The following is a 26,062-nucleotide window of genomic DNA, read 5'->3' as shown; positions in this document are numbered from 1 at the left end:
GCTTAGTTCCGGTCCTTTAGAAATTGTAAGGCGAAGTGGTGACAATCAGAAATTCCACATCTTCATCGGTATCATTTCTCCATCTGTGCCCTATGTAGTTGGGATAATAGAGGGTATCACGTTCTTCGAGCAGGTAAGTCTCGTTGCCTTCAAGATCGAAGGTGAGTGTGCCCTTCAGAATGAATACGAATTCTTCACCCCCATGACGGGAATAATTGCCTGAATCTGTTTTTGCCGGCACGTTGATGATTCCGCCCCACATTTCGTTTGTTCCTTTAGTGATCAGTGATTCGATGGATTCTTTGCCGTTCGAGACGTTGCGGACGAAGGTCTGCTGTTCGCTTTTTCTGACCAGCTTGATGCGGTCGGCGGCATCGTCAAGGAAGAGCGCCGATACTGGCAGTTTGAGCGAATCGCAGAGCGCCTTTAAGGACATGAGGTTCGGAGAAGTTTTCCCCGTCTCTATCTGGCTGATCGTGCTTGCCGCGATGTTCGATTTAGCGGACAAATCTCTGAGAGACAGGTTCTGCGCCAATCGCTGTGTTTTTAATATGTTTCCTATTTTTGTCAAGTCTAAATCAGACATATAAAAATCCCTCCATTTAACCCAATGCTTACAGTTTTTCTGTATTATAGCAAAAGAAGTATATGACGTCAAACTGAATTGACGAAGTTTTAGTTATTAGCTCTACTAATTTGAAATATTTTATATATTAGTGGAGCAGATGAATGCCAAATGGCAATGTGTTCATTAAAATAAACATGAAAGGAAGCGGTAATCGGGATATCATATAATTCTTGCAATATGAGGCGTCCGCCTATATAATGTTATTTGTCACACGCATATGGTGCTTTGCAAAAAGTTAAAAGGGAATGCGGAAAAAAGCCGCAACAGCCCCCGCTACTGTATATGGGATGAAAGCTGCGTTCAACAGTCATTGAATCGATACCGGGATTGCCGGTTTCTGTCGGGAACTTAAGTTCCGGCCGGAGGAGTGTTATGGATTTGAGAAGGCTGCAGCAAGTAAAACGACCATGAGTCAGGAAATCTGCCATATGTAATTTTTTTGGTTCGCTTCGGAGGGAAGAGGGAACAGAAGGAGAAAAACATGAAGAATATGAAGAAGCTTTTCATGATACTATGTATCATGGCAATGGTTGCAGGACTTGCCGCATGTGCAGGCAGTTCAAAAGAAACAAAGGCTGTACCGGCAGAGACGGCAGAGAATGAAAAAAACGAAACAGTAAAGACGGAGGCAGACGATTCTGCAGCCGCAACAGAATATCCTGTGACAATCCAGGATTCCAACGGAACGGAAGTAACGTTTGATACGGAACCTGTGAAGGTGGTTTCCATGGCTCCCAATATCACGGAGATGATTTACCAGCTGGGTCTTGAAGACAGGCTTATAGGAAGAACCACTTACTGCGACTACCCCGAAGAGGTTTCGGCTATAGAAGAAGTGGGAACCCTGAGGGAACCGAATATAGAAAAAATAATCAGTATGGAACCGGATGTTGTGATTGCATCAACCCATTTCAGCGAAGAGTCAGAAAAACAGCTGACTGACCTGGGGGTAAAGGTTGTCATTCTGTATGAAGAGAAAAAAATAGATGGCGTTTACACAATGATTGAGACCATGGGCAGGATGTTCAATGTAAATGAAGCTGCCACGGAAACCATCCAGGAGATGGAATCCTCAATCAATGAGACAAAGGCTGCTGTAGATGGCCTGGAAGCACCTTCGGTCTACTACGTGGTGGGCTTCGGTGAATATGGAGACTACACAGCAGGCGGGGATACGTTTGTCGGCGAGCTTATTGCTCTGACAGGTGGAGACAACATCGCCCTGGAGGTTTCGGGATGGTCCTATACATTGGAAAGCATTGTCGAGGCAGATCCGGAAATCATCATTATTTCAGAGGACATGAAAGAAAGCTTTATGGCGTCAGAGCACTATTGTGATCTGACAGCTGTAAAGAACGGAAATGTGTATGGAATAGATGCAAATCTGGTTGAACGCCAGGGCGCCAGAAATGCCGAGGGAGCAAGGATTCTTGCAGAAATATTCCATCCGGAAGCATTTAAATAATACAAATCAGACTTTGGAAATCGGAACAGGCGGCAGATGTTCCGGTTTTCAGGGTTTTCTTTGCGTTCAGGCATACCAGAAAATTGTTGTTGTTCCCTGATTTTATAGGAAAGGCAGAGGAAAGGCAGTTGATAGATATAAAAGAAAAGAATGGTAAGAGCAGGCTTCCGGGTCCGGAGATGCTGCTGATTATCCTGCTGTTCCTATGCATTGTTTTTTCAGCATCCGTAGGTTCATCAGATCTGACGGTGAAGGACAGCTTCAGAATCATAGCGGCGAAAATCCCGCTGGTAGGGAAGCATATAGATATTTCAGACCTTAAAGAAGTTTATATAAAAATAGTATGGGATATAAGGATGCCAAGGATCATCATGGCAGGACTGGTGGGCTGCGGACTCTCTGTGGTTGGAGCGGTGTTCCAGGGGCTGTTTAAAAATCCCCTTGCCGATCCGCATATTCTTGGAGTATCCTCAGGCGCCGCTGCAGGCGCAACGGTAGTCATGATAACGGGAATCGGAATGGGCATGTCAGGTTTGGGGGCCATAGGCGCCGCCGCATTTATCGGGGCTGTTATTACCGTGTTTTTTGTATACCGCATATCATGCGTGGGGAACCGGGTATCGACCATTAATATAGTCCTTACGGGGACGGCTGTAAGCACCATGCTTTCCTCATTCATATCCCTTATGATGGCATTCAACCATGAGCAGATTGAGAAAGTCTATATGTGGACCCTGGGAAGCTTTTCGTCTTCATCCTGGACAAAGGTTATTTTTCTTGCGTGCATGTCCTTCGTCTGCATTGCCGTGATTCTCTTTTTTTCAAGGGAACTGGATGTAGTCGCTACGGGAAACGATACGGCGGAGAGCCTGGGAATAGACACTGCAAAAGTCAAAAAGATACTGATTGTCATGGCCTCCTTCCTGGTGGCGGCATGCGTGTCCGTCAGCGGAATCATAGGGTTTGTGGGGCTTGTGGTACCACACTCCATCCGTATCATGAGCGGTCCAAAGCACAGACGGCTGCTTCCGCTTTCCTGCATAGGCGGCGCAGTATTCGTAATAATCTGCGATACCATTGCAAGGAATGCGGCTTCGCCTTCTGAGATACCGGTTGGTGTTGTGACGGCAGTACTGGGAACTCCGTACTTCCTGTTTCTGCTGCAGCGGAGCAGAAGAAAGCTGGTGGCATGATGATGAAGAATTTATGGAGAACCATGATAGGAAAAGCAGCAGCTGGTGAGCGCACGAAGAACGGAAGGGAAACGGGAATCGAAGTCAGCGGACTTTCCTGGCAGCCCGAGCAGGGAAGCGGATACATTCTAAATGACGTCAGCTGCATGTTTGAAAACGGGAAAATTTACGGAATCATAGGCCCGAACGGATCGGGAAAGACTTCGCTTATAAGGAACATACTGAGGTTCGTCGAGGCTGAGGAGGGCAGGATCACCCTGGATTCGCTGGAATTGAAAGGATACAGCCGGAAGGAGCTTGCAAGGGAAATGGCGCTGGTACCACAGAATACCAATATGGAGACATCCTTCAGCGCATTCGACATCGTCATGATGGGCAGGGTGCCTTACCAGGAGCGTTTTGCTGAAAACAGCGACCGGGACAGGGAGATTGCAGAGGAGGCCATGAGGCTGACGGACTGCTATGCATTCAGGGACAAGGCAGTATCCATGCTGAGCGGCGGAGAAGCGCAGCGGGTAGTCGCGGCAAGGGCAATCGCTCAGGATACAGGATGGCTGATTCTGGACGAACCTACATCAAGCCTGGATGTCAGGCACCAGGTCGAGATTATGGAGGCTCTTACAAAACTGAACAGGGAAAAGGGCAGAACAATCATTGCTGTCCTCCATGACATCAACATGGCATCCCAATACTGCAGCAACATCGTCATGATGAAAAATGGCAGGATACACAGCGTGGGAGAGGCCGGGGAGGTCCTGACCGCGGAGAATCTTGCGGATGTCTATGAAATCAATTTCGATATGATAGAAAATCCGGGAACAGGAAGAAAATATTACATACCATACTTCTGATGGTCTGGTCTGGGATAGAGGGGAAACATGAAAAGTAAAAATGCAGAAAAATCGAGAGAATATGCAGAGGATCTGACACCGGATATAAACGGGGAGAAGGCAGGAAGCCTGCCCAGGGTCATGATTGCGGCAGCTTCCAGCGGCAGCGGAAAGACACTGATCACATGCGGCATCCTTCAGGCTTTCGTCAACAGGGGGCTGAAAACAGCATCCTTTAAATGCGGACCGGACTATATCGATCCCATGTTCCATACAAAAATCATCGGGACGGAATCCAGGAATCTGGATACTTTTTTCACGGATGGGGATACGACCCGTTATCTTTTCGCGAGGACAGCCACAGGAGCTGACCTGTCGGTCATGGAGGGCGTAATGGGCTACTATGACGGAATGGGCATGGATTCTTTTGAAGCCTCCTCATATGAACTGGCAAAAACGACAGGAACGCCTGTCGTGCTTGTTGTCAACTGCAGGGGGATGAGCAGGTCGGTGCTGCCTGTGATTGCAGGATTCGTAAATTACAGAGCGGACAGCGGCATAAAGGGAGTCATACTGAACCAGGCTCCGGACAGCCTCTACCCACAGATGAAGAAACAGATTGAGGAAGAAATTGATGTAAAGGTGCTGGGGTATGTTCCCTATGTGAAGAATCTGATAATCGAAAGCAGGCATCTGGGGCTTGTGAGTCCTGATGAAATCGAAGATTATGAAAGGAAGCTCAATGGCCTGGCAGAGATATTCGAGACGACCATCGACCTGGACGGGATACTGGAACTTGCAGGGGATGTGGAAAGCCTTGCGTACAGGGCACCGGTAATCCGAAAAGTGTCCGGGAAGCCGGTCATTGCAGTCGCAAGGGATGAAGCCTTCTGCTTCTATTATAAAGACAATCTTGAGATGCTGAAGGAAACAGGCGCCGAGCTCATTGATTTTTCCCCGCTCCGGGATGAACAGCTGCCTGAGGGGATTGACGGCCTGTTACTGGGTGGCGGCTATCCGGAACTTTTTGCATCCGGACTCAGCGGCAATGGGAGCATGAGGGAAAGCATAAGGGATGCCATAGCAGGAGGGCTCCCATGCATGGCCGAATGCGGCGGATTTATGTATCTGCATGATACCATGGAGGACATGGAGGGCAGGCAGTTTCCTATGGCAGGCGTCATTAAGGGGACGGCTTACAGGACGTCCCGGCTGAAAAGGTTCGGCTATATCAGACTGCGATCAAACAGGGACCAGATGGTCCTGGATAAAGGCGGGATGGCAGCCGGACATGAATTCCATTATTTCGACAGCACCTCCAACGGGGACTCCTTTACCGCCATGAAACCGGACAGGGATAAATCCTGGGACTGCATCCATGGTGACGCAGACCTTGCAGCAGGATTCCCGCATCTTTACTACTATTCGAATCCGGATGTACCCTTCAGGTTCCTGCAGAGGTGCCTGGAGGCCCGGAACACCAGGAGGGAGAAATGAGATGAAGCTTGAAGAAGCATTGAACATAATAAAGCCAGCGGACGAAACAGCCATGAACCAGTGCAGGGCAAGGTGGGACAGCATCGCAAAGCCGCTGCACAGTCTGGGAAGGCTTGAGGATGGAATCGTCCAGATTGCCGGAATAGCGGGGACTCATGAGGTGAACCTTGACAAGAAGGCTCTGGTAATCATGTGCGCGGACAACGGCGTCGTAGAGGAAGGCGTGACCCAGTCGGGCAGCGAAATAACTGCCATTGTATCGGAAAATTTTCTTGAACTGAATTCCTGTGCGTGCATCATGGCCAGGACAAACGGGGTTGACGTGTTCCCTATCGATATCGGAATCATGAGGGACACGAGGGTACCGAGCAAAAAGATCGCCTATGGGACAAAGAACATGCGCAGGGAGCCTGCAATGACAAGGGATGAGGCAGTGCTTGCCATTGAGGTCGGAATTGAGACCGCCTTCGAATTGAAGGAAAAAGGGTACAGGATCATAGCGACGGGGGAAATGGGAATCGGAAACACGACTACGAGCAGTGCCATTTCGTCGGTGCTCCTTGACCTTCCAGTCGAGACCGTGACCGGAAAGGGAGCGGGGCTTTCGAAGAAAGGCCTTGAAAGGAAGATTACAGTAATCAGGGAGTCGATTGCCAGGCACCAGCCGGACAGGGAGGATCCCATCGATGTGCTCTCCAAGGTCGGGGGATTCGATATTGCCGGACTTGCCGGCGTATTTATAGGAGGTGCGGCGGCCGGGATTCCCGTGGTGATGGATGGTTTCATTTCAACGGTAGCTGCCCTTGTGGCAATGAGGATAGAACCGAAGGTTGCTGAATATGCAATTGCGTCCCATGTTTCCAATGAAGCTGCAGGCAGGCTGCTTCTGGATTCGGTAGGAGCAAAACCTTTTATCACATGTGAAATGTGCCTCGGGGAAGGAACCGGTGCGGTCGCAGTTTTCCCTCTGCTTGACATGGCGCTGGCGGTCTACAGGCAGATGAGCACTTTTGAGCAGAACGACATAGAGGCGTACAAGCCCCTTTGATGTATCAGCATCAGGATTTTTAGCACAGAGCCGGAAACGGCAGACAGGAGTAAGGATGATAGCAGTAATCTTAGGAGGAAGCGGAAGCGGAAAATCAGAGCTGGCTGAAGCCACTGCGGTGGCATACGGGCAGGGAAATCTGGTATACATAGCGACCATGCAGCCCTTTGACGACGAAAGCCACAGAAAGATTGAAAGGCACCGCGTCATGCGGAAGGACAAAAACTTTGAAACCATAGAATGCTATACGGGGCTTGACAATGTAATCCTGCAGGAGAATACTACCGTACTGCTGGAATGCATGTCAAACCTGACGGCGAATGAAATGTTCTCCAGCCAGGGTGCAGGCAGCAATGCCATGGATGCAGTCAGAAGGGGCGTGGAGAACCTGATGGAGCAGGCGGATAATCTGGTGATCGTCACCAATAATGTGTTTGAAGACGGTACCGAATATGATGCTGCAACGAAGGAATACATGCAGCTGCTGGGGGACGCTAACCGCTGGATATGCACAATCGCAGACATGGTAATCGAGTCGGTCCACGGAATTCCCGTTGAGGCCGGACAGGAAGCGGTGTTATAAGGAGATGATTGTAGAACGCAGGAGAAGACGAGATATGAAATCAATAATCAACAGCTTTATCATAGCAATATCCATGTATTCGAAAATCCCCATGCCCAGGACTGAATGGAACAGGGAGAACATGAAGTATGTCATGTGCTTCTTCCCTCTTGCCGGCGTGGCAGTAGGAGCAGCAGTATATCTCTGGTGGATGCTTTCCGGGAGGATTCCCATGAGCGGGGTGTTCAATACCGCAGTCATGATCCTGATTCCGATCGCAGTTACCGGAGGAATCCATATGGATGGGCTGCTGGACACGGCGGATGCGCTGAGCTCATGCCAGCCGCCGGAGCGGAAGCTTGAGATACTGAAGGATTCCAATGCGGGAGCCTTTGCGGTGATCGTATGCGCCGGATATCTCCTGCTGGACTACGGAGTCTGGTATGATCTGACGGCAGATGCGGTTCCGGTGGTTGCGGCCGGTTTTGTCCTTTCGAGGGCATTGAGCGGCCTTGCCATAGTGACTTTTCCGCTTGCAAAGAACAGCGGCCTTGCGGCCATGTTTTCCAATGAAGCAAAGAAAAAGACGACGGGAATCGTCATGGTTGTCTATATCGCGGCCAGCGGGGCATTTATGATTGCAGCCAACTGGAAGCTGGGCCTTGCGGGCCTTGCAGCGGCGGCAGCTGTCTTTGCCTATTACAGGCATATGGCGGTTAAGGAATTCGGCGGCATAACCGGCGACCTGGCAGGCTTTTTCCTTCAGGTCTGCGAACTCGCCATGGCTGCGGCCGTGATTATAGGAGGTAGAATATGAAGCTGATTACAGGAGGAGCATACCAGGGGAAACTTGCGTATGCGCTTGCAGAGACGGGCCTGTCCGCAGAACATGCAGCGGATGGCGGAACCTGTACAAAAGAAGAGATGTTCCACAGCCCGGTCGTGGATCATTTCCACCTGTTCATAAAAAGGATGCTGCAAGAAGGAATGAGTCCGGAAGATCTTGCAGCGCTTGCCGGGGATCTCATGAGGGACAACCCGGATGCGGTGATTATAACGGATGAGCTCGGATGCGGCCTTGTGCCCGTGGATGCTTTCGACCGCAGCTACCGGGAGGTGACGGGCAGGATATGCTGCCTGCTGGCCCGGGAAGCAGAAGAAGTACACCGGGTAATCTGCGGAATCGGGACGGTAATCAAGCATGGTTAAGATCATACTGATCCGCCATTTCCCGACACCGGGAAATCTGCAGAAAAAATATATCGGCTCGACGGACGAATCCATTTCCGAAGAAGGGGCAGGCCCGTTCAGAGAGAGGGAGTACCCGGAAGCGGATGTGTTATTTGCCAGCCCCATGAAGAGGTGTCTTGAAACTGCGGCGCTTGCATATCCACGCCTGACACCGCGGCTGCGGGAGGATTTCCGGGAATGCAGCTTCGGGGATTTTGAGAATCTCAGTTACCAGGAGCTGTCCGGGAATGGGGATTACCAGGCCTGGGTAGACAGCGGTGGGACCATGTCCTTCCCAAACGGCGAGGACCCTGCAGAATTCAGGGAAAGGTGCGTGCAGGCTTTTATGAAGGCTGCCAGAGAAGGATATGCCGAGGGATGCAGCGCAATTGCATTTGTTGTCCATGGAGGAACGATTATGAGCATCCTGGACAGGTTTTCCCATCCCCGCAAGGAGTATTACCACTGGCAGGCTCCGAACGGAACGGGATACACGGCAGAATTTGATGAAACAGAAGGAAGGTTGATAAATATATGCAGTATTCTTTAGGAGCCCTGTTTACAGGGTTCATACTCGATCTGATCATAGGGGATCCCCATTGGCTCTGGCATCCCGTACGCGGAATAGGAGCAGTGATTTCCGGTACTGAAAAAGTTCTACGCAGGGTGTTCCCGGAGACAGAAAAGGGGGAACTGGCGGCAGGCTTTTTTCTTGTGGCCATAACGGTAACGGTTTCGACAGCGGTTCCGGCAGCGGTGCTTTTTGCCGCATACGGCTGGAACCCATGGGCAGGAATGGCACTTGAGAGCATCCTGTGCTACCAGCTGCTGGCAACAAAATCACTGAAGACAGAAAGCATGAGGGTCTGCAGCGCACTGAAAAAAGGCGGCCTTGGAGACGGGCGCAAAGCCGTTTCCATGATCGTAGGCAGGGATACGGAGAGCCTGGATGAAGCGGGAGTGATCAGGGCGGCAGTTGAGACAGTTGCGGAAAATACATCCGACGGAATCATTGCACCTCTGCTTTTCATGGCAGCCGGAGGCGCTGCGGCGGGATTTTTTTATAAGGCAGTGAATACCATGGATTCCATGGTCGGATATAAAAACGACAGATACCTTTATTTTGGAAGAGCTGCGGCAAAGCTGGATGACATCTTGAATTATGTGCCGGCAAGGCTTTCCGCCTGGCTGATGATCCTGGCATCCGGAATGAGAGGATATAACATGCATAATGCCCTGAAGATATACCGAAGGGACCGTTTTAATCATGCAAGCCCCAATTCAGCCCATACGGAGGCAGTGGCAGCAGGTGCGCTGGAGGTCAGGCTGGCAGGAGATGCCTGGTATTTCGGGAAGCTTCATAGTAAAAAGCATATCGGCGACGATATCAGGAATGTGGAGCGTGATGACATCAGGAGGGCGAATGTCCTTCTTTATGCAACGGCAGTCCTGGGGCTGCTCTTTCTGGGGGGAGTAAAACTGGCGGTTCTCATGATGATCTGACAGGGAAGAAAAAAGAAGCAGGAAAGGAATGTGGAATATGCATCAGCACGGAGGAGACATCTATCGCAATAAAGCAATATCGGATTTTTCCGTAAATATAAACCTGTCCGGAACTCCGGAGAGCGTTATGGAGGCAGCCTGCCGGGGAGTACGGTCCTCATTCCGGTATCCGGATACAAGATGCCAGGATCTGCGGAAGGCGATTTCAGAATCAGCAGGCATCCCTGCCGAAGAGATAATCTGTGGGAACGGTGCAGCCGATCTGATCTATTCGCTGGTCCTGGCAGCCAGACCTGAAAAAGCACTTGTTCCGGCTCCGTCATTTTTCGAGTACGGACAGGCTCTGCGCGCAATGGGCTGCACGGTGGTCTGTCATTATATGAAAGAGGAAAATGGATTTGCGCTGGGAGAGGATTTCCTCCAGGCAATCACCCCGGATATCGGCATTGTTTTTCTCTGTAACCCGAATAACCCTACGGGAACGCTCATCGATAAGGGGCTCATGGAACGGATCATAAAAAGGTGCGAAGAGCATCATGTCCTTCTGGCAGTCGACGAATGCTTCATGGATTTTGCAGAGGATGCGGTTGAGTATTCCGTAATGGATATTTACGGCAGGACTGAAACGCTTTTTGTGCTAAAGGCTTTTACGAAACTCTATGCGATGCCGGGCCTCAGGCTTGGTTACGGGTTCTGCCGGGACATGCAGCTTCTTGAAAAAATGAAGGAGGTCTCACAGCCCTGGAGCGTGTCGATACCGGCCCAGGAAGCAGGAATCGCAGCGCTGAAAGAAACGGAATATGTGAAAAGATCCCTTGAAATCCTGAAAAAGGAGAAAGCGTTTCTTCTTGAGGGACTGGACAGGCTGGGTCTCAAGGTGTACGGATCGGCAGCGAACTATCTTTTTTTCCGTGCCGGTGAAGGGCTTTTTGAAAAATGCCTGGAAAAGGGATTCCTGATCAGAGACTGTGGAAATTATGAAGGCCTTTCCGAAGGCTATTACAGGATAGCGGTGAAGACCCATGAAGAGAACGAGCTGTTTTTAAAGGCGCTCGGGGAGGTTGTTTAGATGGCGAAATCGATTATGATACAGGGAACCATGTCGAATGCAGGCAAAAGCCTGATAGCGGCAGGGCTGTGCAGGATTTTCATGCAGGACGGTTACAGGACGGCTCCCTTCAAATCCCAGAACATGGCTCTGAATTCCTACATCACAGAGGAAGGGCTTGAGATGGGGAGGGCCCAGGTCATGCAGGCGGAGGCGGCGGGGATAAAACCTTCGGTGCTGATGAATCCCATACTCTTAAAGCCAACCAACGACACTGGCTCCCAGGTAATCGTAAACGGGGAAGTGCGCGGGAATATGAGCGCGAGGGAGTATTTTGCATATAAGAAGCAGCTGGTGCCGGATATCATGAAAGCCTACAGCCGCCTTGAAGAGGAATATGACATTATTGTCATCGAAGGCGCCGGAAGCCCGGCGGAGATCAATCTGAAGTCGGAGGATATCGTCAATATGGGAATGGCGAAGATGGCAAAGGCGCCGGTCCTCCTTGTAGGCGATATCGACAGGGGCGGGGTGTTTGCCCAGCTCATAGGAACAATGATGCTCCTTGAGGAGGATGAAAAATCCATGGTCAGGGGGCTTGTCATAAACAAATTCCGCGGAGACAAGTCGATTCTGGATTCCGGAGTTGAAATGCTCGCGGAGAAGGCCGGGGTTCCTGTGGTGGGGGTCGCCCCTTATATGTATGTTGACATAGAGGACGAAGACAGCCTTTCGGAACGGTTTGAAGGACGTGGCGGAGACAGCGGGGAGGCCTGCCTGATTGACATTGCGGTCATACGACTTCCTAAAATCTCGAATTTCACTGATTTCAACGTGCTCGAGACCATAGGCGGTGTATCCCTGCGGTATGTCAGAACTGCGGCGGAACTGAAGGATCCGGATATGATTATCATACCCGGAACGAAAAACACCATGAAAGACCTGCTGTGGATGAGGGAGAACGGACTCGAGGCATCCATACTGAAAGCAGCCGGCAGGGGCAGGGTGATATTCGGCATCTGCGGAGGCTTCCAGATGCTTGGGGAAACCATTTCCGATCCGGACAATGCGGAGGAGGGAGGCTCCATCCAGGGCATGGGTCTTTTTGCCATGGACACCGTATTCCGGGGCACAAAGACAAGGACCAGGGTCAGGGGAAACTTCGGCAGGGTGGAAGGAATCCTGAACGGGCTTTCCGGAGCAGAACTGGAAGGGTATGAAATCCACATGGGCGTTTCCAGCCTGCGGGGAGGACTTGAACCTATGACGTCGGTGACCAGCATCATTGAAAAACAGGCCGGCAGCCCGGAAGGGGTGACAGCGGACGGGGCCTTTTCAGGAAACGTCTACGGCACCTACATCCATGGAATCTTTGACAGCGAGCAGGTGGCTGCGAGGCTGGTCTCCTCCCTGGCAAGGGAAAAGGGCATAGAGATGGCGGAACTTCCGGCCCTGGATTATGCCGGATATAAAGAAAAGCAGTATGATCTGCTGGCGGATACGCTGAGGCAGCATCTGGATATGAAAAAAATATATGAAATACTGGAGATGGGAATATGAGAGGCCTGATACATATCTATACGGGAGAAGGAAAAGGGAAGTCGACAGCTGCAGTTGGCCTGAGCATACGCTGTGCGGGAAGGGGCAAAAAAGTATTGTATACGCAGTTCCTGAAGGACAACAGCTCAGGGGAACTGGCTGTCCTCAGCAGAACGGAGAACATCCGAGTGCTTCCCTGTCCTGAAAGCTACGGATTCTACTGGAAGATGACGGACAGCCAGAAGGAGGAGGCCACAAAAACCTATAGCAGCCTTCTCGAAGCTGCCGCACACGAGGCGGTTGCCGGCGAATACCGCATGCTTGTGCTTGATGAAATCATAGCAGCCTACAACTGCAATCTGATAGACAGGGCGTATCTGCTGGAGTTTCTGAAAAACAGGCCGGAAGGGCTGGAGGTCGTCCTGACAGGGCGGAATCCGTCTGAGGAGCTTCTGGAACTGGCAGATTATGTGTCGGAGATCAGAAAGATAAAGCATCCCTATGACAGGGGAATCGGTGCCAGGGACGGGATCGAGAAATAATCTGAAGGATCCGGTCAAAACGGCAAAAGAGGCCGGCACACCACTAACTGAGTTAGCGGTATGCCGGCCTCTTCATTCTGCCAGGCGAAACTCTTTGTTTCAATTTACCGGATGAAATCCAGCAGCCTTGGAAGCACTGCGCCGCTGTAATAATCCATCGGGGCAGTATCCGGAAAATAAAGGATCATGCGCACGGCATAGACAGCCAGCATGAGAACGACAGATACGATCCAGATAACTACCGGGATTCTGGCTTTTCTACGAAATTCATAGATTAGCAGGATCAAAATTACAGCCGGAAGCAGAAAAAGCGGATGGTAATAGAAAGCACCCGCCAGGTCGCCCCTGAACAGATGCAGGAAAGCCCTTGTCATACCGCATCCGGGGCAGGGAATTCCGAACGTGCCCTTGATATAGCATCCGGTTCCAATTCCAGCCATCCTTGCAAGAATATAGAAAATCAGAATGGCAAGAACAGGAATCAGAAACTGGCCTTTAAGCCTCGATTTCATTGATCGTGCTCTGCATAATGAGCGCAGTGACAACCCACAATCCAAAGATTCCCAGGATAACGTAAAGCACGCTGTTATCAACGGGAGCGAATTTTCCGGCTTTGTTCTGGGCTTCTGCTATCTGCTTAGCCATCTTATACATCCAGTAGATTCCGTAAGGTGCACAGAAGAGAGAGAGCAGTAAGTCTAAAACCGGGTTGTTGTCATTCTGCAGATACATTCCTAATTCCTTTGTTACCTGATAAACCCAGTAATAATAGTAGATGCCGCAGGTGATGATTGAGAGAAGAAGCACCACTACAGGTTCGCGTTTTGTAAAATTCATAAAATACCTCCTTTTATATAGTTCCATTCATTATATAATTATTGGGGTATATCTTCAAGAAAATTATTGTAAAAACGTAAAATATATGAAATGAACATGAAAAAGCAAGAATTGCAGAGAAAAATTGATACTATATTAAAACATGAAACTTTGCTATAATATCTGCTATAGCGAAAAAAAGCTGTCAGTGGAAAACGGGACAGCTGCTCTGAACCCTTGCAGCAATTTCATGGCATGGAGGGGAAGCAGAAAACACCGAAAGGATTTGAATATTAATGAGGAAAATCAGCAGAATACTTCTTCTGTCCGCAGTCGCAGGCATCGCAATCACCGGCTGCAGAGGCGGCGCAGAAGAGAAGAGCCATATTGAAAAAGGGATGGCATATATAGATGCCCTGGCTTATGAAGATGCGATGGACGAATTTTCAAAAGCAGAAAAGGCGGAGGAAAGTCCCGAACTTATATACAGGGGCGAGGGGATCGCTTTTCTTGCACAGTGCGAATATGAAAAAGCCGCAGAGTCATTTTCAGAGGCGCTCAGGCAGTCGGACGGAAGAATTGACGATACGGAGAAGGACATATCCTATTATCTGGCACTGGCAGAATTCAAAAGCGGGGATGCAGAAGGTGCAATCGAAACCTATACCCGCATAATCGATTTTGACGCAGACGAAAAAGATGCGTACTACCTGAGGGGGACGGTATACCTTGCAGAAGATGAATTGAAGAAGGCCCAGGCAGATTTTAAAAAGGCAGCCGGGCTTGCAGACAGGGATTATGATCTGTATATTCTGATCGGCCAGAACCTTCTTGACAGGGGATATGAAACAGAAGGCGGGGAGTATCTTGAAAAGGCGGCCGGCATCAAGGGCAGCCGGGAGACTGACTATTATGTAAGGGGAAGAGCTTACTACTACCTTGGAAACAAAGACAAAGCCCTTAAGGAGCTTAAAAAGGCAAATGAGGAAGGAAGCATGGAGGCCCTTCTGTTCCTGGGGATGACTTATGAAAAACTTGAGGATATGGATTCGGCAATAGAAAGCTATGAGAAATATCTCAAGGAGGACAGCACCAGCGGAAATGCCTACAATAGGATAGGCCTCTGCAGAATGGCTGAAAAAGACTTCGCAGGAGCTCTTGAAAGCATACAAAAAGGAATCGAAACGGGAGATGCCGATGCGATGGAAGAACTTCTTTATAACGAGATAGCCGCCTATGAGTACATGGGAGATTTTTCGACCGCCAGGGAAAAGATGGCTTCCTACATCGGGAACTATCCTGGAAACGAGAAGGCAGCAAGGGAATATGAATTCCTGAAGACAAGGTAAGCCGCTGCAGGAGAAACAAGGCAGCAGGATAGGAGAGATTTATATGGCAGATACAATTGAAATGAAAGATATACTCGAAAAAGTAATACTGGTAGGAGTCAGCACGCAGAATGACGATGACACGGAGGAATCGGTAGAAGAACTGGAGGATCTTGTTAAGACAGCAGGCGCAGTGACAGTCGGCACGGTGATTCAGAACCGTGAAAGCGTACATCCCGGCACTTATGTCGGAAAAGGAAAAATTGAAGAAATCAGGCTGCTGGCAGACGAACTCGGCGCTACGGGAATCGTGTGCGATGACGAGCTTTCGCCGGTACAGCTGAGGAATCTGGAAGATGCCCTGGGAATCAAGGTGATGGACAGGACCCTCATAATCCTGGATATATTTGCGGCAAGGGCATCCACAAACGAGGGCAAGATACAGGTAGAACTGGCGCAGCTGAAGTACCGTCTGGGAAGGCTGGTAGGCCTGCGAAGCTCCCTTTCGAGGCTCGGCGGCGGAATAGGAACCAGGGGGCCTGGTGAGAAAAAGCTGGAGATGGACAGGCGTCTTGTAAAAGACAGGATTGCCCAGCTCAACAGGGAACTGGACGATGTGAAGAGGCACAGGGAGATAACCAGGGGACAGAGAAGCAAGAACCAGACGCCCGTTGCGGCCATCGTAGGCTATACGAATGCTGGAAAATCAACCCTCCTGAACAGTCTGACGGCAGCAGGCGTGCTGGAGGAGGACAAGCTTTTCGCGACCCTTGACCCGACGACAAGAACCCTCGAACTGCCAAGCAAACAGCAGATCCTCCTTACGGATACGGTAGGGTTCATAAGGAAGCTGCCCCATCATCTGATTGAGGCCTTCAGAAGCACCCTTGAAGAGGCGAAATATGCCGACATGATTATCCATGTGGTGGATGCCTCGAATCCACAGATGGAGAAGCAGATGCATATCGTTTACGAAACCCTCGAGAAGCTCGGCGTCAGGGAGAAGACGATCATAACCCTGTTCAACAAAGTCGATAAGGTAACGAATGAGCAGATACTGAGAGATTTTAAGGCCGACAGGACCCTCAGGATTTCTGCAAAGACAGGAACTGGCCTTGATGAGCTCAAGGATATTCTGGAGGATATACTGCGGGGGAAGAAGATCCTGATTGAAAAAGTATACGGCTACAACGATGCGGGAAGAATCCAGCTGATCAGGAAATATGGAGAACTTCTGGAAGAGGAATACCGCCCGGAAGGCATCTACGTGAAGGCATATGTACCATTGGAAATCTATGAGAACGTGACAAAATAAGAAGAGTGGAACCGATACATACCATATATTGTGCGACGAACAAAAACAGCACCCATATATAGTGTTATACTGTTGACTTGCACTTGCCAAAGTGATAAACTCTATAGTACAGCGGGCGGCGGTACATATCAGGCGTTTTCTGCAATATGGGATATAAAAGCATTTGAATATACGATAAAAGATCAGCTGGAAAGGGGAAAGAAAAATGTTTAATGTAGTTAAAAGAGATGGTGAGGTTGCTGAATTTAATCTTGCGAAGATAAATGCAGCTATTACAAAGGCATTTGTAGCTACCGAAAAGGAGTACAACAACGAGATTGTCGATCTTATCGCATTAAGGGTAACGGCAGATTTTCAGATGAAGATCGCAGATTCCAAAATAAGCGTTGAGGATATACAGGACAGCGTGGAGAAGGTTCTGGAACAGACAGGGTATACGGATGTGGCGAAAGCCTATATCCTTTACCGCAAGCAGAGGGAAAAGGTCCGTAACATGCATGCTACGATCCTGGATTACAAGGATATCGTAAACAGCTATGTCAAGGTGGAGGACTGGCGCGTCAAGGAAAATTCAACCGTTACTTATTCGGTCGGCGGCCTTATCTTAAGCAATTCAGGTGCAGTAACGGCAAATTACTGGCTTTCTGAAATATATGACCAGGAAATCGCGGAGGCCCACAGAAATGCGGATATCCACCTTCATGACCTGTCTATGCTGACAGGCTATTGCGCAGGATGGTCCCTGAAGCAGCTGATCAAGGAAGGTCTTGGAGGCATTCCGGGAAAAATCACTTCTTCTCCTGCAAGCCACCTTTCGACTTTGTGCAACCAGATGGTCAATTTCCTTGGAATTATGCAGAACGAATGGGCCGGCGCACAGGCGTTTTCCTCATTCGACACCTACCTGGCGCCATTTGTCAAAGCTGACAATCTTGACTACAGGGAAGTGAAACAGTGCATCCAGTCATTCATATACGGCGTGAATACGCCAAGCAGATGGGGCACGCAGGCTCCCTTTTCAAACATCACTCTTGACTGGACAGTGCCGAATGACCTTGCAGAATTAAATGCAATCGTAGGCGGCAGGGAAATGGACTTCAAATACAAGGACTGCAAGAAGGAAATGGATATGGTAAACAAGGCCTTCATCCAGATCATGATTGAAGGCGATGCAAACGGCAGGGGATTCCAGTACCCGATACCGACCTACTCCATTACAAAGGATTTCGACTGGTCAGATACTGAAAACAACAGGCTGCTGTTTGAAATGACTGCAAAATACGGAACGCCTTATTTTTCAAACTATATCAACAGCGACATGGAGCCGAGCGATGTGCGGAGCATGTGCTGCAGGCTGAGGCTTGACCTGAGGGAACTGCGCAAAAAGACAGGCGGGTTCTTCGGATCAGGGGAAAGCACAGGTTCAGTAGGCGTTGTTACGATCAACATGCCAAGGATTGCTTACCAGTCAAAGACAAAGGAAGAATTCTACAAGAGGCTCGACAGGATGATGGATATATCCGCAAGATCCCTGAAGATCAAGAGGACCGTAATCACGAAACTTCTGAACGAGGGGCTTTATCCATACACAAAAAGGTATCTGGGAGGATTTCAGAATCATTTCTCCACAATCGGCCTGATTGGAATGAATGAAGTCGGCCTGAATGCATGCTGGCTGAATGCGGATCTTACTGATGAGAAGACACAGGAATTCACCAAAGAAGTCCTGAACCATATGAGGGAAAGGCTTGCGGACTACCAGGAAGAGTTCGGAGACCTGTATAACCTCGAAGCGACACCGGCAGAATCTACCACATACAGACTTGCAAAACATGACAGGAAACGCTGGCCGGACATCAGGACTGCCGGCAGGGAAGGGGACACCCCGTATTACACCAACAGCTCCCATCTTCCTGTTGAATACACGGCAGATATTTTCGATGCCCTCGACATACAGGATGAACTCCAGACGCTCTATACTTCAGGTACAGTATTCCATGCGTTCCTGGGCGAGAAGCTTCCTGACTGGGCAGCAGCTGCAAAACTGGTAAGGAAGATTTCGGAGAACTATAAGCTCCCATATTATACGATGTCACCGACATACTCCATCTGCAAGGAGCACGGATATCTGAACGGCGAACATTTTGAGTGTCCTGAATGCGGTGCAAAAGCCGAAGTCTACAGTCGAATCACTGGCTACTACAGACCGGTGCAGAACTGGAATGAAGGAAAGACACAGGAATACAAGAACAGAACATTGTATGATGTTGACAATTCGGTACTGAAGAAGGCAAGCGTAAATTGCGTGACTGTTTCAAAGGACGACGTGAAAGTGGAAGCGGCGCCGGCCAAATATCTGTTTACAACAAAGACATGTCCAAACTGCAGGATTGCGAAGGAATATCTCTCAAATGAAGAATATCTGACAATCGATGCAGAGGAGAATGCGGAAATGGCCGCAAAATTCGGTATCATGCAGGCTCCGACCCTCGTCGTCATTGAAGAGGGAGAACTGCAAAAATATGTAAATGCATCTAATATAAAAAAATATGCAGAAGCCAGCAATCAGACAGCAGTGATGGTCTGATAAAAAGCAGGAAACCATGAAAGGAACTGCCGGATTTGATCCGGCAGTTCCTTTTGTCCGGCTTGGCAAACTCTTTATTTGTTGGTTGATACAGGGAAATTATTATGTTAGAATTAGTATGATATTTTGAGGGTGAATGGGAAAAAGCGGGATGTTAAGCCTGAAAAGGCTGCAATAATGGAATGCATTTGCCCTGCCGTGAGTTTGAAGGAATAATCGGGAAAGGAATAAGGCTATGAAAATACTGATTAAGAACGGAAGAATAATAGATCCCGCTACGAAGCTGGATGGAATGTATGATCTGTTGATTAACAATAGAAAAATCGAAAAGGTGGAAACCGGCATCGAGGACAAGGCAGACAAGATCATTGATGCATCAGGATGTTATGTAATGCCGGGGCTGATTGACCTTCATGTACATCTGCGCGAGCCGGGGCTGGAGCATAAGGAGACAATCGAAACAGGAATGAAGGCGGCGGCAAGAGGAGGATTTACCACAATCTGCCCAATGCCCAATACAAAGCCGGTAATCGACAATGCAGACAGGGTCAGGTTTGTGACGAACAAGGCAAAACAGCTCGGTGAGGTAAACGTTCTGCAGATAGGGGCGGTTACGAAAGGCCAGATGGGAGCAGAACTTGCGGACATTGAAGAGATGGTTGATGCAGGCGCATGCGCCATCAGTGAGGATGGAAAATCGGTAATGGATGCAGGCCTCTACAAGGAAGCCATGAAGATTGCCAAAAAGAAGAACATACCTGTATTTGCCCACTGCGAGGATCAGAATATGGTCGGCGGCGGCGTAATCAATGCGGGAGTAAAATCAGAGGAATTAGACCTTCCGGGAATCAGCAATGCTGTCGAAGACGTAATCGTGGCAAGGGATATTCTTCTGGCAAAGGAAACAGGAGTGCAGCTTCATATCTGCCACTGTTCCACAAAAGACAGCGTCAGCCTGGTGAGGTTTGCAAAGGAAGCAGGACTTCCTGTCACAGCGGAAGTATGCCCCCACCATTTTGCAATGACAGTGGACGACATCAGGGAAAAGGATGCGAATTATAAAATGAATCCGCCGCTCCGTACAAAGGAAGACGTTGAGGCTTTAAAAGAAGGCTTAAGGGATGGCATCATGGATGTGATCGCGACAGACCATGCTCCTCACTCGAAGGAAGAAAAGATGCTTCCAATGGAAAAGGCTCCTTTTGGAATTGTAGGACTTGAGACAGCAGTGGCACTCACAATGACGGTACTTGTGGATAAGGGCTATCTGACGCCGATGCAGATGGCAGAAAAGATGAGCTATAATCCCGCAAAGATTCTCGGAATCGACAGGGGAAGCCTGGAACCGGGAAAAATAGCGGATATCGTAATTATAGATCCGAATGAAGTATATCAGATCGATGTTGAAAAATTCGCATCAAAAGGAAAGAACACGCCATTCAATGGCTGGACTGTAAAAGGCAGTGTGACTGCAACAATTGCAAACGGAAAAATCATATATATGCAGGAGGAAGAACATGATAAATAAATTGGTCAGCAAAATCCAGAAAACAAACGCACCTATAGTGGTAGGCCTTGATCCTACACTTGACTTCGTTCCGGAACACATTCAGAAAAAGGCATTTGCAGAATTCGGAGAAACCCTTGAAGGGGCAGCCGAAGCCCTCTGGCTTTTTAATAAGGAAATTATCGATGCAACTTACAATCTCATCCCTGCTGTAAAACCGCAGATAGCCATGTATGAAACCTTCGGTGTTGAAGGCATGCAGGCATATAAAAGAACGCTTGATTATGCAAGGTCAAAAGACCTCGTAATCATCGGCGACATCAAAAGAGGGGACATTGGATCCACTTCGGAAGCCTATGCGATCGGGCATCTGGGAAAAGTGAAAGTAGGATCAAACGTGCTTTCAGGATTCAACGAAGACTTTGCTACAATCAACCCTTACATGGGATCAGACAGCGTCAATCCTTTCATAAAGGTATGTAAAGAAGAGAACAAGGGCCTTTTCGTTCTGGTGAAGACTTCAAATCCTTCAAGCGGGGAATTCCAGGACAGGCTTATTGATGGAAGGCCTCTTTACGAACATGTTGGAGAAAAAGTGGCTGAATGGGGGGCAACCCATATGGGCGACAGCTACAGCTACGTAGGTGCAGTTGTTGGAGCAACCTATCCGGAAATGGGAAAGACATTGAGAAAGCTCATGCCGAAGACATTCATCCTTGTTCCAGGCTACGGAGCGCAGGGCGGAAAAGGCGCAGATCTTGTTCATTATTTCAATGAAGACGGCCTGGGCGCAATTGTCAATTCTTCAAGAGGAATCATTGCAGCATACAAGATGGAACAGTACGCAAAATTCGGAGCTGAAAATTTCGCAGAGGCGTCAAGGCAGGCAGTTATCGATATGATTTCCGATATCGACGGAGCTTTAAAATCAGCGAAGTAGTAGAAACAGGTCGGTTTATTTACCTGGATAGTAGGAGAAAAAGATGAAAGACAAATTTAAAGAGACTGCCATTGTAATTGCGCAGGAAGAGATAGCAACAGGGGTCTTCAGCATGTGGCTGAAGACAGACAGGATAGCTGCAGAAGCCAAGGCTGGCCAGTTCATTTCCGTATACTGCAGGGAGGGAAGCCGTCTGCTTCCAAGACCGATCAGCATCTGTGAAATCGATACGGCTGACAGCGCCCTGAGGATCGTATACCGCGTAGTCGGACAAGGAACAGAAGAATTTTCGAAAATGAATACAGGTTCGCAGATTGAAATACTGGGCCCGCTGGGAAATGGGTTCCCGCTCAAGGAAAGGAAAGCATTCCTGATCGGCGGCGGAATCGGTATTCCGCCTATGCTTGCGCTTGCAAAAGAGCTTGACTGTGAAAAGAATATCATTCTCGGATATAAGGACGAGCTTTTTCTCCAGGACGAGCTTGCTGAACACGGAAACATCTATATAGCTACTGAAGACGGAAGCTGTGGAACAAAAGGAAATGTACTGGATGCCATCAGGGAAAATGCCCTGGAGGCAGATATCATATATGCCTGCGGACCGACCCCTATGCTCAGGGCAATCAAGGAATACGCGGCAGAAAAGGACATAGAGACCTGGCTTTCCCTGGAAGAGAAGATGGCCTGCGGAATAGGAGCATGCCTTGCATGCGTATGCAAATCCAAGGAGACAGACAGCCATACGAATGTTCATAACAAGAGAATCTGCAAGGACGGTCCTGTATTTTTGGCTGAGGAGGTAGAGATATAATGAATACCAGAATAAATCTGGCAGGTGTCGAACTCAAGAACCCTGTCACTACAGCCTCCGGAACATTCGGATCCGGCGAGGAATACAGCGAATTCGTGAACCTCAGCAGATTAGGCGGAGTCGTCACAAAAGGCGTCGCGAATATCCCATGGGAAGGAAACCCGACTCCGAGGATTGCTGAAACCTATGGCGGAATGATCAATGCAATCGGACTGCAGAACCCGGGCATCGAGGTTTTCGTGCAGAGGGATATCCCTTTTCTGAAGCAGTTTGATACGAAAATCATTGTAAATGTATGCGGAAAGACAACGGAAGATTACTGTGAGGTTGTGGAAAGGCTTGCAGACCAGCCTGTCGACCTGCTGGAAATCAATGTTTCCTGCCCGAACGTAAAGGAAGGCGGAATCGCATTCGGACAGGATCCGAAATGCCTGGAAGCAATTACAAAGGAAATAAAAAAACGTGCAAAACAACCTATTATAATGAAGCTCAGCCCAAACGTCACGGATATCACTGAAATGGCAAGGGCAGCCGAAGCAGGCGGAGCCGACGTCCTTTCTCTGATCAACACGCTTACGGGAATGAAGATCGACATCAACAAAAGGGCTTTCGCAGTTGCCAATAAGACAGGCGGACTGTCCGGCCCTGCAATCAAGCCGGTAGCAGTAAGAATGGTATACCAGGTAGCAAATGCGGTCAGCCTTCCAATCATCGGAATGGGCGGTATCATGAATGCCGAGGATGCAATCGAATTTATCCTTGCAGGAGCTACAGCGATTTCAGTGGGAACAGCAAACTTTGTGAACCCGGGCGTTACAGAAGAAATTGTCAACGGCATTGAGGAATACATGAGAAAATACAATGTAAAAGATATCAACGAGCTTATCGGAGCTGTAAGGTAACAGAATAAAAAATGAAAAGGCCAGGTGTAGAAATGGAACAGTACAAAAAAGAGTTTATAGAATTTATGGTTGACTGCGGAGTTTTGAAATTCGGAGATTTCGTTACGAAAAGCGGAAGAAAGACCCCTTTCTTCGTTAATACAGGTTTTTACAGAACCGGAGCACAGCTCAGAAAATTAGGCGAATACTATGCGAAAGCCATTGAAGGAAAATTCGGATTTGATTTCGACGTTTTATTCGGACCAGCCTACAAAGGAATTCCGCTGACAGTAGCGACTACCATGGCAATCAGCGAGTTTTACGGCAAAGACATCAAATACTGCTCAAACAGAAAAGAAGTCAAAGACCACGGCGATACAGGAATCCTTTTGGGAAGTCCGATTGCTGACGGAGACAAGGTTATCATTATTGAAGACGTTACTACAGCGGGAACTTCAATCCAGGAAACCCTTCCGATCATCAAGGCTCAGGGAAATGTCACGGTAGAAGGACTTGTGGTCTCTGTAGACAGGATGGAAAGAGGTCAGGGCGAAAAAAGCGCGCTTGCAGAAATCGAAGAAAATTACGGACTCAGGACAACCGCAATCGTTACCATGGCTGAGGTTGTTGAACATTTACATAACAGGCCATATAACGGAAAAATCATCATCGATGACGGTCTTAAGGCTGCAATCGATGCTTACTATGAACAGTACGGTGTAAAATAGTCTGTATCAAGGGAGGGACTTTTATGAATGAAAAGACTTATAAAGTGATGGCAGGGGCTGGAGCAGGAAACATAGCTCTCGGCATTATCGTTTTGGCTACCGGAGTAGTCGCAGGAGTTATTCTAATTATAAACGGGGCAAGGCTGTTGAAAGGCAAATCAGAACTGCTGTTTTAACATTATAAGGAATTCCCGGATCTGAAAAATTTTTAAAGATGGAACCTGAGAAAAAGTCACATTCATTTGTGGCTTTTTTATCTCATAGGAGCATTTTCCCTGTGAGATAAGGTTACTGTTCACTCCGTGACCAGTAACACGCTTCGCGATGCACAGAAATGGTTGAAATGCACCATTTCGCGCTGCAATCCCCGGGTTTTATGTGACTTTCGCTTCGCTACACTCACAAAAACACCTCGCGTTGGATAACGTGTGAACAGTAACGAGATAAGAGCTCTGCGTTCTGATGGCAAAAAAACGGCTTGCATAGAAATTTAGGAGAAACGAAAAATTGAAAAAAAATCAAAAGAATAAAACAAAGCCCTATAAGGTTCTAAGCCTTATACTTTTTGTAGTATATATAATTGCACTGTTTTATTTCTTGTTTTTTTCAGAAGGCTTCGGAAGGACAATCACGGACAGGGGCTATAGCTATAACCTGACACCTTTTAAGGAGATCAGGAGATATATCGTGTACAGGGAAAAGCTAGGAACCTTTGCGGTGGTTGCAAATCTGGCGGGCAATATAATCGGATTCATGCCCTTCGGTTTTATGATGCCTGTGATCAGCGTCAGGAGAAGAAATATATTCACCATGGCATTCTTAAGCTTTCTGCTGAGCCTGATCATTGAAAGCATACAGCTGGTGCTCAGGGTGGGGAGCTTTGATGTTGACGATATGATACTGAACACGATAGGCGGAATCCTAGGATACGTCCTGTTCATAGCCGGCAGCAAATACAGGAGAAAAAATAATGGCAAAAAGAAGAAATGTTAGATTTACAGACAAAAGCCATGCTGTGAAAGGCATGGCATCAACTATACTAGGGACGTGCTCGATACTGATATTTATCATACTCGTGTATGTGTCCTACAGACAGAGAGGAAATGCAGGCTCATATCTTGGGGCTTTTGGCCTGATGGGCATGCTGCTTTCTGTGGGTGGAATCATTTTGGGAATCATGAGCTTTCAGGAAAGAGAAGTATATTATCTTTTTTCGAAAATAGGAACGATTATGAACAGCATATTGCTGATTCTCTGGATTTCAATTTACGGTACGGGATTGTAGGAGAAAGGTGGGTTTCAAATGGAAAGACTGAAAAATCAGATGGAGTTCATACTGGAGGTTGACAAGCTGAAGAAAATCACAAGGCAGAGCTATATAACCGACGGGAGCAGGAAGGAAAACGATACGGAACATTCATGGCATCTGGCACTGATGTGCCTGCTGCTGAGCGAATATTCCAATGAGGATATAGATGTTTTAAAGGTGATGAGCATGGTGCTCATCCACGATATCGTAGAGATTGATGCAGGCGACACTTATGCATATGACGATGCAGGAAATGAGACAAAAAGGGAACGGGAGCTGAAGGCGGCTGAAAGGATTTTTGGGATCCTGCCCGAAGATCAGAGATGCAGCATGATGGATCTCTGGGAAGAATTTGAAACCGGAGAGACCAGAGAGGCAAAATTCGCAGCAGTCCTGGACCGGGTCCAGCCAATACTTCTGAACCATACGACCGGCGGCAGGGCCTGGCGCGAGCATGAGGTAAGGGAAGAACAGATCCTGAAAAGAAATGAGCGGACATCTGAGGGCTCGGAAAAACTCTGGGAGTTCTGCAGGGGAATGATAAGCGAGAACGTGGCGCGGGGCAGCATCATAGCCGGAAACGGCGGACAGGCCGGCAACTGAGCCGGGAGTCGCACTCGCGCGATGGGAATTATGTCGCAAAAGCGGCCGCGCTCGGCGCGAGAGTCTGCCAAGGCAGACTCTTTGTTCGTCGCGGATAATGAGATGGAACAGGAAAGGATGGACAGGATGATGGACAGCAGAGAAACAGCAGG

28 protein-coding genes and 1 riboswitch are annotated in these 26,062 nt (G+C 48.6%); of the genes, 25 read left to right on the top strand and 3 right to left on the bottom strand.

The annotated features are described in order from the left end of the window. Positions 1-16 precede the first annotated feature (16 nt). A complete protein-coding gene (locus tag BJR36_RS04860; protein WP_091230896.1) occupies positions 17-586 on the bottom strand; it encodes a helix-turn-helix domain-containing protein in 570 nt (189 codons plus the stop codon). Between the two features lie 243 nt (positions 587-829). Next, a riboswitch (cobalamin riboswitch) is annotated at positions 830-1,071 on the top strand. Between the two features lie 38 nt (positions 1,072-1,109). Here BJR36_RS04860 and BJR36_RS04855 point away from each other — a divergent pair. The 13 genes from BJR36_RS04855 to BJR36_RS04795 all read left to right on the top strand — a co-directional run bounded on the left by BJR36_RS04855 (position 1,110) and on the right by BJR36_RS04795 (position 13,085). After that, positions 1,110-2,093 (top strand): ABC transporter substrate-binding protein, encoded by a 984-nt coding sequence (locus BJR36_RS04855; RefSeq protein WP_091231153.1) that lies wholly within the window; start codon positions 1,110-1,112, stop codon positions 2,091-2,093. 128 nt (positions 2,094-2,221) lie between these two features. Continuing rightward, a complete protein-coding gene (locus tag BJR36_RS04850; RefSeq protein WP_242875459.1) occupies positions 2,222-3,286 on the top strand; it encodes a FecCD family ABC transporter permease in 1,065 nt (354 codons plus the stop codon). Positions 3,287-3,288: 2 nt separating this feature from the next. Further along, positions 3,289-4,137 carry an ABC transporter ATP-binding protein gene (locus BJR36_RS04845; protein WP_242875458.1) on the top strand — a complete coding sequence of 283 codons (849 nt, stop codon included), beginning with the start codon at positions 3,289-3,291 and terminating at the stop codon, positions 4,135-4,137. A 27-nt stretch (positions 4,138-4,164) separates the two neighbouring features. After that, entirely contained in the window at positions 4,165-5,613 is a 1,449-nt protein-coding gene (locus BJR36_RS04840) for a cobyrinic acid a,c-diamide synthase CobB (RefSeq protein ID WP_207648815.1), read from the top strand. Between the two features lies 1 nt (position 5,614). Beyond that, positions 5,615-6,661 carry a nicotinate-nucleotide--dimethylbenzimidazole phosphoribosyltransferase gene (cobT, locus tag BJR36_RS04835; protein ID WP_091230892.1) on the top strand — a complete coding sequence of 349 codons (1,047 nt, stop codon included), beginning with the start codon at positions 5,615-5,617 and terminating at the stop codon, positions 6,659-6,661. Between the two features lie 55 nt (positions 6,662-6,716). After that, entirely contained in the window at positions 6,717-7,244 is a 528-nt protein-coding gene (locus tag BJR36_RS04830) for a bifunctional adenosylcobinamide kinase/adenosylcobinamide-phosphate guanylyltransferase (protein ID WP_091230890.1), read from the top strand. A gap of 34 nt (positions 7,245-7,278) precedes the next feature. Continuing rightward, positions 7,279-8,040, top strand: coding sequence for an adenosylcobinamide-GDP ribazoletransferase (locus tag BJR36_RS04825; RefSeq protein ID WP_091230887.1), 762 nt, complete (start codon positions 7,279-7,281; stop codon positions 8,038-8,040). After that, entirely contained in the window at positions 8,037-8,432 is a 396-nt protein-coding gene (locus tag BJR36_RS04820) for a bifunctional adenosylcobinamide kinase/adenosylcobinamide-phosphate guanylyltransferase (RefSeq protein WP_091230884.1), read from the top strand. The genes BJR36_RS04825 and BJR36_RS04820 overlap by 4 nt, the downstream gene beginning before the upstream one ends. After that, positions 8,425-9,003 (top strand): histidine phosphatase family protein, encoded by a 579-nt coding sequence (locus BJR36_RS04815; protein ID WP_091230882.1) that lies wholly within the window; start codon positions 8,425-8,427, stop codon positions 9,001-9,003. The genes BJR36_RS04820 and BJR36_RS04815 overlap by 8 nt, the downstream gene beginning before the upstream one ends. After that, on the top strand, positions 8,988-9,956 hold the full coding sequence (gene cbiB / locus BJR36_RS04810) for an adenosylcobinamide-phosphate synthase CbiB (RefSeq protein WP_091230879.1): 969 nt from the start codon (positions 8,988-8,990) through the stop codon (positions 9,954-9,956). Before BJR36_RS04815 ends, cbiB begins: the two co-directional genes overlap by 16 nt. Before the next feature lie 28 nt (positions 9,957-9,984). Beyond that, entirely contained in the window at positions 9,985-11,025 is a 1,041-nt protein-coding gene (locus BJR36_RS04805) for a pyridoxal phosphate-dependent aminotransferase (protein ID WP_091230876.1), read from the top strand. After that, positions 11,026-12,564, top strand: a complete 1,539-nt coding sequence (locus tag BJR36_RS04800) for a cobyric acid synthase (protein ID WP_091230873.1) — start codon at positions 11,026-11,028, stop codon at positions 12,562-12,564. After that, positions 12,561-13,085: a cob(I)yrinic acid a,c-diamide adenosyltransferase gene (locus tag BJR36_RS04795; protein ID WP_091230870.1), complete on the top strand. Its 525-nt coding sequence runs from the start codon at positions 12,561-12,563 to the stop codon at positions 13,083-13,085. The genes BJR36_RS04800 and BJR36_RS04795 overlap by 4 nt, the downstream gene beginning before the upstream one ends. A 104-nt stretch (positions 13,086-13,189) precedes the next feature. On the opposite strand, the gene BJR36_RS04790 is transcribed toward BJR36_RS04795, so the two are convergent. Beyond that, positions 13,190-13,597, bottom strand: a complete 408-nt coding sequence (locus BJR36_RS04790) for a DUF2752 domain-containing protein (protein WP_091230868.1) — start codon at positions 13,595-13,597, stop codon at positions 13,190-13,192. Continuing rightward, positions 13,581-13,922, bottom strand: coding sequence for a DUF4234 domain-containing protein (locus BJR36_RS04785; protein WP_169823592.1), 342 nt, complete (start codon positions 13,920-13,922; stop codon positions 13,581-13,583). The genes BJR36_RS04790 and BJR36_RS04785 overlap by 17 nt, the downstream gene beginning before the upstream one ends. 275 nt (positions 13,923-14,197) lie before the next feature. On the opposite strand from BJR36_RS04785, the gene BJR36_RS04780 reads away from it, so the two are divergent. The 12 genes from BJR36_RS04780 (at position 14,198) to BJR36_RS04730 (ending at position 25,910) form a co-directional block, all read left to right on the top strand. Then, entirely contained in the window at positions 14,198-15,250 is a 1,053-nt protein-coding gene (locus BJR36_RS04780) for a tetratricopeptide repeat protein (RefSeq protein WP_091230864.1), read from the top strand. A gap of 43 nt (positions 15,251-15,293) precedes the next feature. Then, the gene (hflX, locus tag BJR36_RS04775; protein WP_091230861.1) at positions 15,294-16,544 is read left to right on the top strand and encodes a GTPase HflX; all 1,251 of its coding nucleotides are present in this window, start codon (positions 15,294-15,296) and stop codon (positions 16,542-16,544) included. A gap of 205 nt (positions 16,545-16,749) precedes the next feature. Continuing rightward, positions 16,750-19,131, top strand: a complete 2,382-nt coding sequence (locus BJR36_RS04770; protein ID WP_091230858.1) for a ribonucleoside triphosphate reductase — start codon at positions 16,750-16,752, stop codon at positions 19,129-19,131. A 235-nt stretch (positions 19,132-19,366) separates the two neighbouring features. Beyond that, entirely contained in the window at positions 19,367-20,659 is a 1,293-nt protein-coding gene (locus BJR36_RS04765; protein ID WP_091230856.1) for a dihydroorotase, read from the top strand. Beyond that, on the top strand, positions 20,649-21,578 hold the full coding sequence (gene pyrF, locus BJR36_RS04760) for an orotidine-5'-phosphate decarboxylase (RefSeq protein WP_091230853.1): 930 nt from the start codon (positions 20,649-20,651) through the stop codon (positions 21,576-21,578). Before BJR36_RS04765 ends, pyrF begins: the two co-directional genes overlap by 11 nt. A gap of 43 nt (positions 21,579-21,621) precedes the next feature. Then, positions 21,622-22,389, top strand: a complete 768-nt coding sequence (locus BJR36_RS04755) for a dihydroorotate dehydrogenase electron transfer subunit (protein WP_091230849.1) — start codon at positions 21,622-21,624, stop codon at positions 22,387-22,389. Further along, positions 22,389-23,291 (top strand): dihydroorotate dehydrogenase, encoded by a 903-nt coding sequence (locus BJR36_RS04750; protein WP_091230847.1) that lies wholly within the window; start codon positions 22,389-22,391, stop codon positions 23,289-23,291. The genes BJR36_RS04755 and BJR36_RS04750 overlap by 1 nt, the downstream gene beginning before the upstream one ends. A gap of 32 nt (positions 23,292-23,323) precedes the next feature. Beyond that, positions 23,324-23,998 (top strand): orotate phosphoribosyltransferase, encoded by a 675-nt coding sequence (gene pyrE / locus BJR36_RS04745; RefSeq protein WP_091231144.1) that lies wholly within the window; start codon positions 23,324-23,326, stop codon positions 23,996-23,998. A gap of 23 nt (positions 23,999-24,021) precedes the next feature. Beyond that, the gene (locus BJR36_RS20210; protein WP_169823591.1) at positions 24,022-24,174 is read left to right on the top strand and encodes a hypothetical protein; all 153 of its coding nucleotides are present in this window, start codon (positions 24,022-24,024) and stop codon (positions 24,172-24,174) included. Between the two features lie 331 nt (positions 24,175-24,505). Next, a complete protein-coding gene (locus BJR36_RS04740; protein WP_091230844.1) occupies positions 24,506-24,991 on the top strand; it encodes a VanZ family protein in 486 nt (161 codons plus the stop codon). After that, positions 24,969-25,283 carry a DUF6142 family protein gene (locus BJR36_RS04735; protein WP_091230841.1) on the top strand — a complete coding sequence of 105 codons (315 nt, stop codon included), beginning with the start codon at positions 24,969-24,971 and terminating at the stop codon, positions 25,281-25,283. The genes BJR36_RS04740 and BJR36_RS04735 overlap by 23 nt, the downstream gene beginning before the upstream one ends. Before the next feature lie 18 nt (positions 25,284-25,301). Then, positions 25,302-25,910 carry an HD domain-containing protein gene (locus tag BJR36_RS04730; protein ID WP_091230839.1) on the top strand — a complete coding sequence of 203 codons (609 nt, stop codon included), beginning with the start codon at positions 25,302-25,304 and terminating at the stop codon, positions 25,908-25,910. The last annotated feature ends 152 nt before the right edge of the window (positions 25,911-26,062 follow it).

The sequence above is a fragment of the Anaerobium acetethylicum genome (genome assembly GCF_900096945.1).
In the GTDB taxonomy this organism is placed as follows: domain Bacteria; phylum Bacillota; class Clostridia; order Lachnospirales; family Lachnospiraceae; genus Anaerobium; species Anaerobium acetethylicum.
The sequence above is the reverse complement of the archived record's forward strand: the minus strand, read 5'-3'. Positions and strand labels throughout refer to the sequence as shown.

Bases quoted from the DNA above. Each gene is read 5' to 3' on its own strand.
- BJR36_RS04845 (WP_242875458.1), top strand. From the start codon at position 3,289: ATGAAGAATTTATGGAGAACCATGATAGGAAAAGCAGCAGCTGGTGAG.
- BJR36_RS04800 (WP_091230873.1), top strand. From the start codon at position 11,026: ATGGCGAAATCGATTATGATACAGGGAACCATGTCGAATGCAGGCAAA.
- BJR36_RS04795 (WP_091230870.1), top strand. From the start codon at position 12,561: ATGAGAGGCCTGATACATATCTATACGGGAGAAGGAAAAGGGAAGTCG.
- BJR36_RS04790 (WP_091230868.1), bottom strand. From the start codon at position 13,597: ATGAAATCGAGGCTTAAAGGCCAGTTTCTGATTCCTGTTCTTGCCATT.
- BJR36_RS04765 (WP_091230856.1), top strand. From the start codon at position 19,367: ATGAAAATACTGATTAAGAACGGAAGAATAATAGATCCCGCTACGAAG.
- BJR36_RS04860 (WP_091230896.1), bottom strand. From the start codon at position 586: ATGTCTGATTTAGACTTGACAAAAATAGGAAACATATTAAAAACACAG.
- cbiB (WP_091230879.1), top strand. From the start codon at position 8,988: ATGCAGTATTCTTTAGGAGCCCTGTTTACAGGGTTCATACTCGATCTG.
- BJR36_RS04825 (WP_091230887.1), top strand. From the start codon at position 7,279: ATGAAATCAATAATCAACAGCTTTATCATAGCAATATCCATGTATTCG.
- BJR36_RS04730 (WP_091230839.1), top strand. From the start codon at position 25,302: ATGGAAAGACTGAAAAATCAGATGGAGTTCATACTGGAGGTTGACAAG.
- BJR36_RS04840 (WP_207648815.1), top strand. From the start codon at position 4,165: ATGAAAAGTAAAAATGCAGAAAAATCGAGAGAATATGCAGAGGATCTG.
- BJR36_RS04855 (WP_091231153.1), top strand. From the start codon at position 1,110: ATGAAGAATATGAAGAAGCTTTTCATGATACTATGTATCATGGCAATG.
- BJR36_RS04780 (WP_091230864.1), top strand. From the start codon at position 14,198: ATGAGGAAAATCAGCAGAATACTTCTTCTGTCCGCAGTCGCAGGCATC.
- pyrF (WP_091230853.1), top strand. From the start codon at position 20,649: ATGATAAATAAATTGGTCAGCAAAATCCAGAAAACAAACGCACCTATA.
- BJR36_RS04815 (WP_091230882.1), top strand. From the start codon at position 8,425: ATGGTTAAGATCATACTGATCCGCCATTTCCCGACACCGGGAAATCTG.
- BJR36_RS04785 (WP_169823592.1), bottom strand. From the start codon at position 13,922: ATGAATTTTACAAAACGCGAACCTGTAGTGGTGCTTCTTCTCTCAATC.
- BJR36_RS04820 (WP_091230884.1), top strand. From the start codon at position 8,037: ATGAAGCTGATTACAGGAGGAGCATACCAGGGGAAACTTGCGTATGCG.
- BJR36_RS04735 (WP_091230841.1), top strand. From the start codon at position 24,969: ATGGCAAAAAGAAGAAATGTTAGATTTACAGACAAAAGCCATGCTGTG.
- BJR36_RS04755 (WP_091230849.1), top strand. From the start codon at position 21,622: ATGAAAGACAAATTTAAAGAGACTGCCATTGTAATTGCGCAGGAAGAG.
- hflX (WP_091230861.1), top strand. From the start codon at position 15,294: ATGGCAGATACAATTGAAATGAAAGATATACTCGAAAAAGTAATACTG.
- BJR36_RS04750 (WP_091230847.1), top strand. From the start codon at position 22,389: ATGAATACCAGAATAAATCTGGCAGGTGTCGAACTCAAGAACCCTGTC.
- cobT (WP_091230892.1), top strand. From the start codon at position 5,615: ATGAAGCTTGAAGAAGCATTGAACATAATAAAGCCAGCGGACGAAACA.
- BJR36_RS20210 (WP_169823591.1), top strand. From the start codon at position 24,022: ATGAATGAAAAGACTTATAAAGTGATGGCAGGGGCTGGAGCAGGAAAC.
- BJR36_RS04805 (WP_091230876.1), top strand. From the start codon at position 9,985: ATGTGGAATATGCATCAGCACGGAGGAGACATCTATCGCAATAAAGCA.
- BJR36_RS04830 (WP_091230890.1), top strand. From the start codon at position 6,717: ATGATAGCAGTAATCTTAGGAGGAAGCGGAAGCGGAAAATCAGAGCTG.
- pyrE (WP_091231144.1), top strand. From the start codon at position 23,324: ATGGAACAGTACAAAAAAGAGTTTATAGAATTTATGGTTGACTGCGGA.
- BJR36_RS04770 (WP_091230858.1), top strand. From the start codon at position 16,750: ATGTTTAATGTAGTTAAAAGAGATGGTGAGGTTGCTGAATTTAATCTT.